We start from the raw sequence: 14,283 nt of genomic DNA on the forward strand, positions 1-14,283 counted from the left end.
AAAGGGCTTTTCACATGGGTATATCTTCTCAAACTCAAGAATTGAAGCAATTCCACGGAAATGACAAACTGTTGATCGGCATGGTGCTTGGCGTACTAACATTTTGGTTATTTTACCAATCTATTTTTAATGTAGTTCCATCCATTCAACAAGATCTGAACATGAATGATTCATCGCTAAACGCTGTTATCAGTTTGGGGTCGCTGTTTTCTGGGTGTTTTATTATTTTAATGGGTGGCCTTGCGGATCGTTTTGGTCGAGTACGTCTAACTTATATCGGCTTTGCCTTAAATATCCTTGCCTGTTTGGTTCTGTATTTTAGCAATTCAGCATTTACCTTTGGCATTGGTCGCATATTACAAGGGTTGTCATCAGCCTGTATTATGCCAGCAACTTTATCCATTATCAAAAATTATTATCATGGTGCTGCAAGACAGCGAGCATTTAGCTTTTGGTCTATCGGTTCGTTTGGCGGATCGGGATTATCATCTTTTGTTGGTGGGGCGATTGCAACCCTTATGGGGTGGAAAAGTATTTTCTTGCTATCTATTGCCATCTCTATCATTGGTGCATTACTCATCAAAGACACACCAGAAAGTAAGTCAAACAAAATAAGTGTCGGTCGTTACGATTATATCGGATTATTTAGCTGCATTTTAGGTTTATTGTCATTAAATTTACTAATTACCAAAGGTTTTCGATTGGGCTTGACGCATCAATTTACTTTAATAATGCTTACAGGTGCGGTCATGATGAGTATTGTGTTCTTTCGTACCGAAATACGCCAACAATCCAATGCATTTCTTGACTTCTCACTATTTAGAAGTCGCGGATATAGTGGGGCTTGTCTGTCCAATTTTCTACTAAACTGCATGGCAGGCACAATTATTATTATCAATACCTATTTGCAACAAGGGCATGGGCTAACAGCTTTTGAGGCAGGTGTAAAATCATTAGGCTATGTGGCAATGGTAATGATTATGATCCGCGTTAGTGAGAAGCTACTACATAAATTTGGCTACAAAATACCTATGTGGCTTGGTACAGTGATTACTACCATAGGCACTCTGGGATTGTCCATGACTTTTGTTTCACATGAAATTTATATGTGGTGGGTAATCATCTCTTTTGCTATCTTTGGACTTGGTCTAGGCTGCTACTCAACGCCAGCAGCGGATTGTGCCATGGTGAATGTCCCAATGGACAAGGCTGGTGTTGCAGCTGGCGTGTTCAAAATGGCAAGTGCTTTGGGTGCTTCGTTTGGCATTGCGACTGGTGCAACAATCTTTAGCGTTTTCAAAAATGGCAATATCCATGTGGCTGCCCAATATGCTTTATTAACCATGGTGTTTTTTGGCATATTAGCAACTCTTGTGGTAACAGTCATCATCCCCAAGGCTTCGATAAAGCCAGAACAAACATAAACAATTTATTCATGCAAGGAGTAGCTTTATGTTACGAAATAAACGATTTAAAGGTAAGGTGATTATTGTTACAGGGGCTGCACAAGGAATTGGCAGGGGCGTTGCTCTGCAAATTGCCAAAGAGTCTGGGCGTGTTGTGCTGGTAGACCGTTCTGATTATGTAAATGAAGTGGCCCAGGAAATTAAGAATCTTGGCGGCAAGGCAATTGCCATTCGGGCAGATCTTGAGGCTTTTAGCGATGCCTGTCAGATGGTTGAGCAAACTTTAAAAAAATATAAAAAAATCGACATTCTTATTAATAATGTTGGTGGTGCAATTTGGATGAAACCTTTTGAAGAGTTTACAGAACATGAAATTATTCAGGAAATCAATCGATCGTTATTTCCCACGCTGTGGTGTTGTCGTGCAGTATTGCCATCAATGATTAATCAGCAATCTGGCATTATTGTCAATATTTCATCTATTGCAACGCGGGGTATTAATCGTTTGCCCTATTCAGCCGCCAAAGGTGGCATCAACGCTCTAACCGCCTCCTTGGCTTTTGAACATGCCAAAAATGGCATTCGCGTAAATGCAGTAGCAACTGGCGGTACCGAAGCACCGCCGAGAAAAGTACCCAGAAATACACAAGAGCAATCCCCTCAAGATAAAGAATGGATGCAACAAGTGATTGAGCAGACAATTGATCGCACTTTTTTGGGTAGATATGGCACAATTGATGAGCAGGTAAATGCCATTTTATTCTTGGCATCTGATGAATCATCATATATAACTGGTACTGTGGTACCAGTCGGTGGGGGTGATCAGGGTTAACCAGAGACTGACAGGGAGTGTCTTATGAGTTGGATAGAAGGGCTGCTTAAAGACTGGTCGTTATCTGCAACTATTGCCGGATTTTTGGCGGTAGCGATATCCTATGCTGGGCCGCTTGTGATTGTATTTCAAGCGGGTCAGCAAGCCGGTCTTGATAATGACATGATGATTTCTTGGATATGGGCGATATCCATAGGTTCAGCTTTGGCCAGTATTGCGCTGTCTCTTTATTACAGAATACCAGTTTTATTAGCTTGGTCGATTCCTGGAACGGTATTACTTCTTGATCTATTGCCGCAAATGACCCTATCGGAAATGGTGGGCGCCTACATTTTAACATCGGTAATTAGCTTAGTGATAGGCGCAAGTGGATATTTTGACAAGCTATTATCATGGATTCCTCAGGGGGTGGCAGCTGGTATGATGGTGGGGATATTACTAAATTTTGGCTTACAGATTTTTAACTCTGCTTCTAGCTCACCTACGTTAGTTTTTACTATGTTGATTGTGTATTTAATTGGTAGAAGTGTTAGTCCTAGGTATGTCATTTTCTGGGTCTTACTCTCTGGTCTTGTGGCTGCGTATTGTCTAGAGGGGTTTGGTGATACTGAGATTGGTTTTTCAATAGCCAAGCCTCAGGTTATTGCCCCGGATATCTCGTGGCAGGCGATATTAAACCTGGCGGTGCCACTGGTTATTCTGAATTTTACAGGGCAATTTTTGCCAGGCATGGCTTTATTGCGGTTGAATGATTATCAAATGTCAAGCAAGCCTGTCATTAATACCGCAAGTTTGACATCCTTGGTAATTGCTCCATTTGGTGGAATTAGTATCGTGCAGGCAGCGGTGACAGCAACTTTATGCATGGGTAAAGAATGCCATGAGCAATCAAGTCAACGATATATTGGCGGAGTTGCTAACGGTTTATTTTATCTGTTAGGAGCGTTATTTGCAGGCAGTTTAGTTGGGTTATTTGAAATCCTTCCATCGGCATTGATTGGAGCTTTGGCTGGTTTGGCCTTACTTGGTGCATTGCTGAATAATCTATCAATAGCCATGCAAGTTTCTGCACAGAAAGAAGCAGCTTTGATTACCTTTTTGACAACCGCTTCGGATATTAGCTTGCTTGGCTTGAGTTCGGTATTCTGGGGCGTGGTTATTGGAATGATTAGCTACTTTATTTTAAATGGGCGAATTTTTAAAAAGGATATCGCATGATAAACAAACACACAAGACTTGGTGATGCCATTAGCCACATCAAAGATGGCTCAACTATTATGATTGGTGGCTTTGGCACCGCGGGACAGCCAGCTGAATTGATTGATGGCTTGATTGAGCTTGGCGTCAAAGGTCTAACGATTATCAGCAATAATGCAGGCAATGGCAACTATGGACTTGCCAAGCTACTAAAAACAGGGGCGGTGGATAAGGTGATTTGCTCTTTCCCGCGTCAAGCTGATTCTTGGGTCTTTGATGAGCTGTATTTATCAGGAAAAATTGAGCTTGAACTGGTGCCACAAGGCAATTTGGCATGTCGCATTCAGGCGGCTGGTATGGGTCTTGGCGCGATTTTTACGCCCACAGGCTATGGCACGCTTCTGGCAGAAGGTAAAGAAACTCGCCATCTTGATGGCAAAGACTATGTACTAGAGATGCCCATCAAGGCTGACTTTGCCCTGATTAAGGCACACCAAGGTGACCGCTGGGGCAATCTGGTGTATCGTAAATCAGCACGCAATTTTGGTCCTATCATGGCAATGGCAGCCGCCACAACCATTGCCCAAGTGTCAGAGGTGGTAGAGCTTGGCAAACTTGATCCTGAGTACATCATCACCCCTGGTATTTTTGTGCAATATGTTGTAGAGGCTACTCCTTCATCACCCACCAAGACAGGAGCATAATATGTACCAAAAACTAAGCAGAGATGACATTGCCAAGCGCGTCGCCAAAGACATTCCAGAAGGCGCTTATGTCAATTTGGGAATTGGACTACCCACCAAAATCGCCAATTTTCTACCCAAAGACAAAGAAATCTTTTTGCATTCTGAAAATGGCTTACTTGCCTTTGGTGAAGCACCCGCTAAAGGCGAGGAAGATGATGAGCTGATTAATGCAGGCAAAGAATATGTGACCATGCTCACAGGGGGGGCGTTTTTCCATCATGGGGATAGCTTTGCTATGATGCGAGGCGGACATTTGGATATTTGTGTACTTGGGGCATTTCAAGTGGCGCAAAATGGCGACCTTGCCAACTGGCACACAGGTGCCAAAGATGCCGTACCTGCGGTTGGTGGGGCGATGGATTTGGCAGTTGGTGCAAAAAAAGTATTTGTCACCACCGAGCATACCACCAAAACAGGCACTCCCAAAATTGTCAAAGAGCTTAGCTATCCTGTAACTGGTAAAGCCTGCGTGGACAGAATTTATACCGATTTATGTGTCATTGATGTAACTGCTGACGGCTTAAAGGTCATTGAGATGGTGGACGGCTTAAGCTTTGATGAATTACAAAGCCTAACAGGGGCAGTCTTAATTGATTCAACTGTTTAACTTTTAAGGAAGATAGTCATGGAAACTGCTTATATTATTGATGCCATTCGTACACCGTTTGGTCGGTATGGTGGGTCGCTTGCCAGTGTGCGAGCTGATGATTTGGGGGCAATCGTTTTAAAGGCAATGATGCAGCGTAATCCCCAAGTGGATTTTTCCCAAATTGATGATGTGATTTTCGGCTGTGCCAACCAAGCAGGTGAGGACAATCGCAATGTCGCGCGCATGGCAAGTCTGTTGGCAGGTCTGCCTGTAGAAGTGCCAGCCACCACCATCAACCGCTTGTGCGGTTCATCCTTGGATGCCCTTGCTTATGCTAATCGCGCCATCAAATCAGGCGAAGCACATATTATTATCGCAGGTGGTGTGGAGAGTATGAGTCGTGCTCCATTTGTGATGGGCAAAGCTGAGACCGCCTTTGGTCGCGCTCAGAAGATTGAAGACACCACCATGGGTTGGCGTTTTATAAACCCAAAACTTGAAGAAATGTACGGTGTAGACACTATGCCACAAACGGCTGAAAATGTTGCCGAATTATTTAAAATCAGTCGCATCGACCAAGATAAATTCGCACTGCGCAGCCAAACTTTGACCAAGCTTGCCCAGGATCGGGGGTTCTTTGATAAAGAAATCATTGCCGTGACCTTTCCACAGCGTAAAGGTGAGCCTGTTATCGTGGACAAAGATGAGCATCCACGAGCAACAAGTCTTGATGCGTTGGCAAAACTAAAACCTGTTGTCAAAGCAGATGGTACGGTTACAGCAGGTAATGCCTCGGGTATTAATGATGGTGCGGGGTCGGCTTTAATCGCCTCTGATTTTGCGGTACAAAAATTTGGTCTGACACCTAGAGCCAAGATTATTGCCAGTGCCACAGCTGGTATTGAGCCAAGCATCATGGGTTTTGCCCCTGTGCCAGCAATCAAAAAATTATTGGCAAAAACTGGCTTAACACTCAATGACATGGATGTGATCGAATTAAATGAAGCCTTTGCCGCCCAAGCGCTCGCATGTACTCGTGCCTTGGGGATTAATGATGACGACCCGCGTCTCAATCCCAATGGCGGAGCGATTGCTTTGGGGCATCCTCTTGGGGCATCTGGTGCAAGACTTGTTACTACAGCCTTAAATCAGCTTGAGGCCATCAATGGAAAATATGCACTGTGTAGTATGTGTATTGGTGTGGGGCAAGGTATCGCAATGATTATTGAGCGTGTTTAATAATTTGATTAGGAGATTATTATGCCGTATTGTCAAACCAAAGATGGGCAAATTTTTTATCAAACCTTTGGGAATAAAAGTAACCCTGCCTTGATTTTTTCCAATTCTTTAGGCACTGACCATACCATGTGGCAGCCACAAGTTGATGCATTGCAAGATAAATTTTTTATTGTTGCCTATGATACTCGTGGACATGGAAAATCAGATGTGCCAAAAGGAAGTTATACTATTAATGATTTGGGTGGGGATGTCATCGCTTTATTAAATGAATTATCCATCCAAAAAGCTAACTTTTGTGGCATTTCTATGGGTGGATTGACAGGGTTGTGGCTTGCCATTCATCAACCTGGGCACTTTGATAAAATTATTGTTAGTAATACCGCTGCCAAAATTGGGCAAGAAAGCGCTTGGCAGGATAGGGCGAAGCTTGTGCTTGAGCATGGGCTTGAAAGTGTTGCCAGTTCAGCTCCTTCTCGTTGGTTTAGCGAGAGTTTTGTTGCTCGGAATGGAGATACTGTTGATCGATTGATTAAAAATTTGTCCAATCAAAGTGCCGAAGGTTATTCGGCTTGTTGTCAAGCTTTAGCTATAGCTGATGTGAGAGATGAACTTAAAGAAATTAAGCTGCCTATTTTATCAATCGGTGGAGAATTGGATCCAGTTACCACTGTTAGTGATGCCCAATATATTGTCGATAATGTATCGGGAGCTATTCTTGCAACCATTCAAGCGTCGCATATCGCAAATATAGAGCGCCCCGATGATTTTAATAAAATAATTGAAGGTTTTGTGAGTGGCTAAACTTTTTTGATTTTCAAAGATAAGAGTCGGTGTTTGGGTGTCGTCCCTTATCTTAAATATTGAAAGTTACATATGTTGTATTGTGGTAATAATGCTGGGTTTTCTTGGGTTTTTGGATTGTCATAAATTTGATGGCTATCTCAATTATCTAAAGATGTGTACGCTGTCATCTGAGCATAAATAAATTCAGGCACCATACAAAATTTAGGTTCTCCATCTCTTATGATAGCAATCACATCTTTTTCGACAACTTCCATCCAGTAATCAAAGTTCCCTTCTAATTCTGATATTTCGATGTAGTGTTTGGGTGTATAGTCTTGAAGTGTCAGCTTTTGGGGTGTAGTTCACGCCAGACTAGCATATTCTTGGTTGGGAAATGTTCTTTTTTGCCAACCTATCTTTTAGCTGCTGTTCAATTATATTCCAAGCAAAAGGATCTAATGGATCACCAATACCATGCTTATAAGCAACAAAGGATCTGTTGCAGTTGGTTTGACAATCCAAGGTAAAAATATATTTTTTTGGGGCTGTACTAAATTAGCCTAAATCCCACGCCATTTTCTCAGCATCTTAAGCTGGTTAGATGGTGTTCCATAGTTAAAACGAAACTCACATTCTTTGATAAAAAGATGAAAGTGTTTCTTGTCAATGCCATTGTACTTTCTTAAAACACGCTTGCCTTTGCGAACACCGCCAAAATAGCTTTCATCAAGCTCTATTTTGCCATCAAACAATTCTTTAGCCTCAAGATTAAGGTGGTATTCTATTATGATAGAATAAAGCTGCTGAATTTGGGTGTATTTGTAGTAAATCAGCTGCCGAACGAGCAGTAACTTCAAGTACAAAAAATTCAAGCAGTCTTTTTTGTACTTTTTTACTTAGTTTACAATGGGTTATCTTCATAAGACCAGTATAACATGAGAGTTATTCTAGTACAGCCCAAAAGGATATGCTCTTTGGAGGCGGGGAGGGGGTAGAGTATTGTCTACCGCTGCAGATACACCAAGAGGTCTTCCTGACAACATGATGGTATTTAGAAAACGATGAAAAAATTCTATTATTTCGCTGTTATTGTATCAATTATTTTTATTTCTTTAATTTTTTATAGGTTCCAAAATATGAGTATGCATTTGTTTACAAAACAGCAGGAAACCCCCATCTCATTTAATGAAATATCCTTAATAGTTGAGGAACAATACAATGATTTTTAAAAATCATTAACTGATGAAACGACTATTGAAGTGCCAATTATTCTGAATAACCTACAATTTGATAAAACTGTTAAGTTGTCAATCTACTCATCTTTGGAAGCTCAAGAAATTTATTTTGGCGATTTTAATGAACGCATTGTTTTGATTATTCCAGAATATTATGTATATAAAGAAGGGGTTGGGATGTTTTAAATTTTGCCATTTTTGATAAAAGTACATCAACTATTTATAATTTGACACAGGAAGTGCCCAATAAATTTTGGGTAAAAAATAAACAGATTAAGGTAAATTTTTTTAAAAACCCTCAAAAGTATGACGAGAATAATTTAATCAATTATCAAGTTGAATTAACCGATATTCAAAACTAAGGCTAAAAATCAACGACCAAGGCATCTTCCTCACCACCCCAAACACCTTTCAAGTTAAGAGTAATGAGAAGGTGATGGAAGGAGGGGAGAGGGTGAGGTATGAGGTACCGAGGTTGCCTAGGTTTGGTGAGTATTATTTACACTTTGTGATGAAAGATGAATATAATAACCTTCTTTCGGGTAAAAATTATATTTTATATAATGACAAAGGCGAAATAGTAAAAACAGGCGTACTTGATGAAGAAGGTAAAACTTCAGTTCTACATGATAATTTGGAGAAAGAGTACTATATTCATGTGCTAGATGGCGAAAATTAGAATAGGAGTAGATATATGCTAAGCCCAAACCCTAAGAAAAATATTTATGCACAGTTGCGTATTATGATTAAACCACCTCTTAAAGCAGATAATTTTCGTTGCACTGTCATTGCCACGAAATTTGCTTACTTTGTTGGTGCAATAAGAAAAAATAGCCAACCAATCATTGTAAGAGGTGTTCAGTTTAAAAGAAACTCGAAACATGATAAAAAAGGTTATTTGGCAATCGAAATAGATCCTGTTGTGCTTTTTGAATCTAAGACTGATATAACCAAAGTCCAATACAGCCCAAACGACAGGGGTGGTATTGTTAAATTTCAGATATACCAAAAGGATACCAAGGGTAATTTTAAGAAAGTAAAAGTTGTTGGTGATAATTGGTTTTATGAGGGGGAAAGTCCCACTGTTATTTATTAGGGTGTAACTCAGGGGATGAATGGCACAGATGTAGGAACGAAGAAGACACAAGAGATTAAGCAATTTCCTTTTTTGATTGCTAAATCTAAAAATTACTTATTTGACAAAGATAGTAAGCATTCTAAAGGTGCAAAACTACCAGCAAAATATTCAACTAGGTCGGGTAAGCTCTATACTAATAGCAAGGAAGATTTATTAGATTCATTAAAAAACTTAATGGCATGGGGCTCTGTGGGTGATAGCCAAAATGCAGCTAAAAAACTTGCTGAGGATTTTTCAAAAAACAAGAATTACTCTTTTGATCATACTTATTCAAACCAAACTTTGATCAATAATATTAAAAACTCAATGGAATTTAAAAATTATGTGATTGACGTATCTAAAATTATACAAGGCAGTGTTAGAAAAAACAATAACAAAGTCAATGGCAGCAATGGCAAAATACTGGTTGATGAACCAATTGATAGATTATATTTTGATGGCGGGGATTGGAATGCAAATTACTGGAGTACAGGCTTGAGCATAACTATTCACCAGGTATCTTATGTTGAGGTATGGGTGGATGGTATTGTATATGAAAATGGCAATCCCAAAAGCCTCAACACAACATTTATCTTGTATGATACTTATGGGTTGGATATGCAAGATATGGAAAAATATGGTGGGCTTGAGGCGTCTTCTTCTGAGGCATGGCAACACTTTTCAAAAAGAGATAAAAGAGCACAAGTGCTATCTACTTCATTTGGTTGGGAATTTAATTGTTGGTGGGCAATGCAATATTACCATGACTGCATTCCCTTGCTTCTTAAATTAAGGATTCCAAATGTACAAATCAATCTTTAAATTTTTTGTTCTTATTTTGATTATCTTAATTGTTGGCTTATATGTTTGGTATAGTCACAATCAAGAAGTTGAGATTTATAGAGCTCAATACCTTGAAGAGATATTCCCTGGCTCAAAATCTCACAAAACCTTTATTATAAAGTCTAATTACTTTAACAAACCAAGTTGTTCATATCTAGAAAACTGGGCAAAAACTCATATCAAAATAGATTCGGGTAATGATGATGAAAATTATACCTTTTTAAAATATTCTGAAAATATCACCACCAAAAATAAATACCTAAACAAAGAATATGATGCCATTATTGGCGGCTATCGGATATGTGAAATGTCCACTACAGAGTATGTTTGTTTTATATGTCATGATGAAATTTAAGGTCTAATAGATATTTTTCATGATAAAATTAGACTTTGCCCCTAATGAACATACCATCCAACTCACAAGCCCCAAAGAGTTTAGAGTCAAAGCTGCAGGGTCAGAACTACTCATCAACGACCAAGGCATATTCCTCATAATGAAATACTTTTATATAATTTTGTTTATTTTTCTTACCGGGTGTTCTAATATGTTTGGCGAACACACTAACATTTTTACCTTAGAATTTGAAATTGATGAGGACGAGTGTCTCAAAGACCTGAGAGTAAATGTAAACTTGCTAACAAGTTACAGCCCATCTCGCTGGTATGATTACTACAAGCAGATCACTGTTGTGGACAATGGAAAGGTGCTTGTTCCAAAAATTCAAGAAGAGGGTATTGTTTATTATAATATAGAAGCATTGATGCCAACCTGTAATTTGTACTATAATTTTTCTGGAGATAATACCTATGCATCCACAGATATTAATGTAAATTATAAATATATATTTTCTAGAGATAAAATTGATATTAAATGGCGTACTGGATATGATAAAGGAGTAAATAATATCCAATATTTGCAAAAAAATCATGTTAAATCTTTGCCATTATATTCTACTAAGCCTGACTTGTATTTATTTAATGGGTTAAAAGAAAGTGATATTAATGACATTGCCAGATTGTATACATTTGAAGAATTGTTACAAGAAGGCAAGCTTTTAGAATCAGATATTAGGCGACTCCCTCACTTAACAGAAGAGCAAAAGGAAATGCTTATCAAAGAGCATGCTAAAAAAATATTTTATCAAGTTGAGTGATTATTGGAGTTGTACCGGTCAACTATTTTCAAACAACCCCTAAGAGGGTTTTGTTAAAAAACTGTCGTTCTTTTTCAACAGGGCTTAGGTGGTTATTAAAGCTATGAGGTCTGATTTGACTGTCATAGCCAAGGATATAATTTACCACATCTACTTTTGCTTCTTGGATATTCTCATAGCCATGTTTTGGCATCCATTCGGTTTTAAAACTTCGAAAGAAATGCTCTGTTGGTGCATTATCCCAGCAGTTGCCTTTTCTACTCATACTGTGTGTCATCTTGCATCTAGCAACAGCAGCAACTCATCCCAACGCGTGGTAAACCTTTGACTCATAAAGCCCCGATTCATCTGCCAGTCATCAGACAGTTTTTGCGAACCTAAAATCAGCTTGCCTTTGCCAAATTGCTTATTGATGGCATCCAGTGTTTGCATCAGATGTTGATTTTCTAAATGCTCAAATTCATCTTGTTTTGCAAATAAATCATACTGCACACGATGGATGGATTCAATCCCGCCAAGTTCAATGCCACACTTTTTGTAATGACAGCCTTGTTTGTATAGGATTTTAAGCAGTTTTTGGGCATGTTGGTTTAACACTCGGGTGTCATTACTGCCTTTGGTAAGGGTAATGGTCTTTTTACCATAGTACTGCTGATGATTGCCAAATGGATTGGTTCGGATAATGACTGTCAGTGTATGAGCTAGGGTGTTTTGTTCTCTGAGCTTTTGGACACCGCTAGCGATATGATAAGCGATGGCTGATTGCAATGGCTCAATCTCACTAATTGCCTTAGCAAAGCTTCTGCTTCTAATGATGTGTTTCTTTGGCTCTTCAATCTCAAGTTCTGCACAGGGTTTGCCATTCATCTCTTGCCAAGTTCTTTGGGCGGTGACGCTAAAATGATGCTTAATAAGATGTCCGTCAGCATCGACGAAGTCTTTGGCGGTGGTGATGCCCAGCTGCTTAAGCTGTAGTGCTGTTTGACTGCCAATACCCCATATTTCATCCACCGCTTGACTTGCCAAGGCTCTGTCTTGAATGTCTTTTGACCAATCATCCCAAACCACCACACCGCCAAAGTGCTGTGGATAGCTTTTGGCAAGGTGATTGCAGAATTTAGCGAGTGTCTTAGTTGGTGCAATGCCGACACAAGTAGGGATACCAACCCATTGCCAGACTCTGTCTTTGATGGATTTGCCTAAATCAGATAGTTGATGCTGATTAATCCCTGTTAAATCCGCAAAGCATTCATCAATCGAATAAATCTCAATAGCAGGGACAAGGCTTGTAATGGTGTTCATCATCCGAGCAGAGATATCACCGTATAGCTCATAATTACTTGAAAAGGCGATGACCGCTCCACGATTAACCAAGTCTTTGATCTGAAAATACGGCACACCCATTTTAATGCCAAGTGCTTTGGCTTCAGCCGTGCGAGCCACCACACAGCCATCATTGTTTGATAGAACAACCACAGCTTTGTTTTTAAGCTTAGGGTTAAAAATCCGCTCACAAGAGCAATAAAAGCTATTGCCATCAATCAGTGCGTACATGAAGTATCATCTTGAAAAAAGTTACCGATATGATACTGTAAAGTTTGACAAATAGCAATTTGAAATTGGTAACTCTTTTCAATATGAACAAGTTAAGTGATATTGATAGCTTATCGCTTACGCACATCCTTAATCACATGCATCACTACACCGACAATGGCAAGTTCATCGCCATCACTAAAGGTGTAATTAGGATAACGCTCATCGCCACGGCTGTTTTCAGAATGTAGTTCGACACATCCATCATCTAAGATATGCAATCGCTTGATGGTGTATTGAGAACCCAAATCCGCCATGACAATATCTCGATGGCTTGGGGTGATGGCACGATCAATGACCAATAAATCATCTTTATCAATCCCAGCATCCAGCATCGAATAGCCACCACAGCGAGCAATGATGGTGGACGAAGGATTGCGTACCAAATACTCATTAAAATCCAAATAATCTTCGATATAACCCTCAGCAGGCGATGCAAAGCCTGCGGGGATTTTCTCCGTGGCGATGGGTAAGTCAAGCTTAGTTGGATTAGGATGTACGACTAGTGCATCCAATGGTACAGACCCTGTAGTCAATACCGCACCCAATTTACCTGCTTTATTCTTTTGAATTAAAGACTCCACCATCGGCAATAAGTTTCTGGGAATCTTCTTTGCCACAGGACTACCAAATGGCGATGGCTTACGACCACTGCCTGCACGGCGACCGCCATGGGTGGATTTGGGACGAGATTCGGGTTGGGTGTCATCTGATTGGGTCATGGTGATGTCTTGAAAAAGGTTTCGGTTATCATATATGAAAAGGTGGATGGGGTCAAGGTGTGGCATTGTGATTAATACCAAAACAAGATCTGATTATTTGATGTCATGCTGTATCTGCACGCAGACACATCATTGGCTATGCTTGGCTAACAATCTAAACTGTGAAAGCATCAATCCCCACCACCAATAAAAAGCATATATGTTGCAATATGGCAACGCCATTATGCTTCTTCTTATCGACGATATAGGTATTTGATATCAAAAATCCTGTATAAGAGCTATTTGCACGAGTTGATTTTTTGGCAATGATTGTGGTTTCTTGCTTTAATTGAGCCAATTCTTGGTTGAGATTGATAGACTTTTTAACATCAGACCTGGCAGCAACTTCAATCTGCCAATACTTTTTGTCGAGTAGCTTGACAGCGATTTGTGCAAATCGATAAACTTGCGAGCGATCCTTAAAAGGCATTCGCATCTGACCGCTTACAAAGCTTGCACCGCGTAAAATCACCACAAAATCATCAAATGCTTTGCGATCTGTCTGATATAATTCACCCAATTTTTTAAGTAAATTGTGCAGAAAAGTGATTTCCTGTTTAGTTTTGGGTATGATCGGCAGATATTGATTTGGATTCTTTTTGCCTTTATCCCCAAAATAGGGTGTTAATTGCCCGCGCTGCGTGTCAATATAGTTCTTAATCTTCTCTGCTTTGATCGAATCTAATCCTTCAGATTTGGCATCCTCAAATGAGCAATTGTCTTGCAGTCTCTCCAAAAACTTCATCACAGCTGCATAGACATCAATCTTTAAGATATCAGGCATCTGT

15 protein-coding genes and 2 pseudogenes are annotated in these 14,283 nt (G+C 39.8%); 12 read left to right on the forward strand and 5 right to left on the reverse strand.

Going from position 1 to position 14,283, the window contains the following annotated elements:
* Positions 1-14: 14 nt before the first annotated feature.
* From BW928_RS07885 to pcaD, 7 genes are read left to right on the forward strand one after another with little or no spacing between them, the layout of a single operon-like run.
* The gene (locus BW928_RS07885) at positions 15-1,424 is read left to right on the forward strand and encodes an MFS transporter (protein ID WP_076555689.1); all 1,410 of its coding nucleotides are present in this window, start codon (positions 15-17) and stop codon (positions 1,422-1,424) included.
* 28 nt (positions 1,425-1,452) lie between these two features.
* The gene (locus tag BW928_RS07890) at positions 1,453-2,238 is read left to right on the forward strand and encodes a 1,6-dihydroxycyclohexa-2,4-diene-1-carboxylate dehydrogenase (protein ID WP_076555690.1); all 786 of its coding nucleotides are present in this window, start codon (positions 1,453-1,455) and stop codon (positions 2,236-2,238) included.
* A 24-nt stretch (positions 2,239-2,262) separates the two neighbouring features.
* Positions 2,263-3,456, forward strand: coding sequence for a benzoate/H(+) symporter BenE family transporter (locus BW928_RS07895; RefSeq protein WP_076555691.1), 1,194 nt, complete (start codon positions 2,263-2,265; stop codon positions 3,454-3,456).
* A complete protein-coding gene (locus BW928_RS07900; RefSeq protein ID WP_076555692.1) occupies positions 3,453-4,139 on the forward strand; it encodes a 3-oxoacid CoA-transferase subunit A in 687 nt (228 codons plus the stop codon). The genes BW928_RS07895 and BW928_RS07900 overlap by 4 nt, the downstream gene beginning before the upstream one ends.
* Before the next feature lies 1 nt (position 4,140).
* Positions 4,141-4,788, forward strand: coding sequence for a 3-oxoacid CoA-transferase subunit B (locus tag BW928_RS07905; protein ID WP_076555693.1), 648 nt, complete (start codon positions 4,141-4,143; stop codon positions 4,786-4,788).
* Positions 4,789-4,806: 18 nt separating this feature from the next.
* The gene (pcaF, locus tag BW928_RS07910; protein ID WP_076555694.1) at positions 4,807-6,009 is read left to right on the forward strand and encodes a 3-oxoadipyl-CoA thiolase; all 1,203 of its coding nucleotides are present in this window, start codon (positions 4,807-4,809) and stop codon (positions 6,007-6,009) included.
* A 21-nt stretch (positions 6,010-6,030) separates the two neighbouring features.
* Positions 6,031-6,810, forward strand: a complete 780-nt coding sequence (gene pcaD / locus BW928_RS07915) for a 3-oxoadipate enol-lactonase (RefSeq protein ID WP_076555695.1) — start codon at positions 6,031-6,033, stop codon at positions 6,808-6,810.
* Positions 6,811-7,352: 542 nt separating this feature from the next.
* Here pcaD and BW928_RS07920 read toward each other — a convergent pair.
* Positions 7,353-7,713, reverse strand: a pseudogene (locus tag BW928_RS07920) (hypothetical protein).
* A gap of 750 nt (positions 7,714-8,463) precedes the next feature.
* Here BW928_RS07920 and BW928_RS07925 point away from each other — a divergent pair.
* The 5 genes from BW928_RS07925 to BW928_RS07945 are packed head-to-tail and all read left to right on the forward strand — an operon-like array spanning position 8,464 to position 11,141.
* Positions 8,464-8,706 (forward strand): hypothetical protein, encoded by a 243-nt coding sequence (locus BW928_RS07925; RefSeq protein ID WP_076555696.1) that lies wholly within the window; start codon positions 8,464-8,466, stop codon positions 8,704-8,706.
* A gap of 15 nt (positions 8,707-8,721) precedes the next feature.
* Entirely contained in the window at positions 8,722-9,123 is a 402-nt protein-coding gene (locus BW928_RS07930) for a hypothetical protein (protein ID WP_076555697.1), read from the forward strand.
* 15 nt (positions 9,124-9,138) lie between these two features.
* Entirely contained in the window at positions 9,139-9,966 is an 828-nt protein-coding gene (locus BW928_RS07935; RefSeq protein WP_143821544.1) for a DUF3289 family protein, read from the forward strand.
* Complete coding sequence (locus BW928_RS07940) at positions 9,947-10,342, forward strand: hypothetical protein (RefSeq protein WP_076555699.1); 396 nt, start codon at positions 9,947-9,949, stop codon at positions 10,340-10,342. The genes BW928_RS07935 and BW928_RS07940 overlap by 20 nt, the downstream gene beginning before the upstream one ends.
* A gap of 19 nt (positions 10,343-10,361) precedes the next feature.
* Positions 10,362-11,141, forward strand: coding sequence for a hypothetical protein (locus BW928_RS07945; RefSeq protein ID WP_076555700.1), 780 nt, complete (start codon positions 10,362-10,364; stop codon positions 11,139-11,141).
* A 28-nt stretch (positions 11,142-11,169) separates the two neighbouring features.
* Here the strand turns inward: BW928_RS07945 and BW928_RS07950 are convergent.
* From BW928_RS07950 to BW928_RS07965, 4 genes and pseudogenes are all read right to left on the reverse strand, one after another.
* A pseudogene (locus BW928_RS07950) lies at positions 11,170-11,421 on the reverse strand (integrase core domain-containing protein); the annotation flags it as partial.
* Entirely contained in the window at positions 11,415-12,695 is a 1,281-nt protein-coding gene (locus tag BW928_RS07955) for a Y-family DNA polymerase (RefSeq protein WP_076555701.1), read from the reverse strand. The gene BW928_RS07955 and the pseudogene BW928_RS07950, both read right to left, overlap by 7 nt.
* A 110-nt stretch (positions 12,696-12,805) precedes the next feature.
* Positions 12,806-13,456, reverse strand: coding sequence for a LexA family protein (locus tag BW928_RS07960; protein ID WP_076555730.1), 651 nt, complete (start codon positions 13,454-13,456; stop codon positions 12,806-12,808).
* 154 nt (positions 13,457-13,610) lie between these two features.
* Positions 13,611-14,279, reverse strand: a complete 669-nt coding sequence (locus BW928_RS07965) for a hypothetical protein (RefSeq protein ID WP_143821543.1) — start codon at positions 14,277-14,279, stop codon at positions 13,611-13,613.
* Positions 14,280-14,283 lie beyond the last annotated feature (4 nt).

Source organism: Moraxella cuniculi DSM 21768, from assembly GCF_900156515.1.
Classification (GTDB): domain Bacteria; phylum Pseudomonadota; class Gammaproteobacteria; order Pseudomonadales; family Moraxellaceae; genus Moraxella; species Moraxella cuniculi.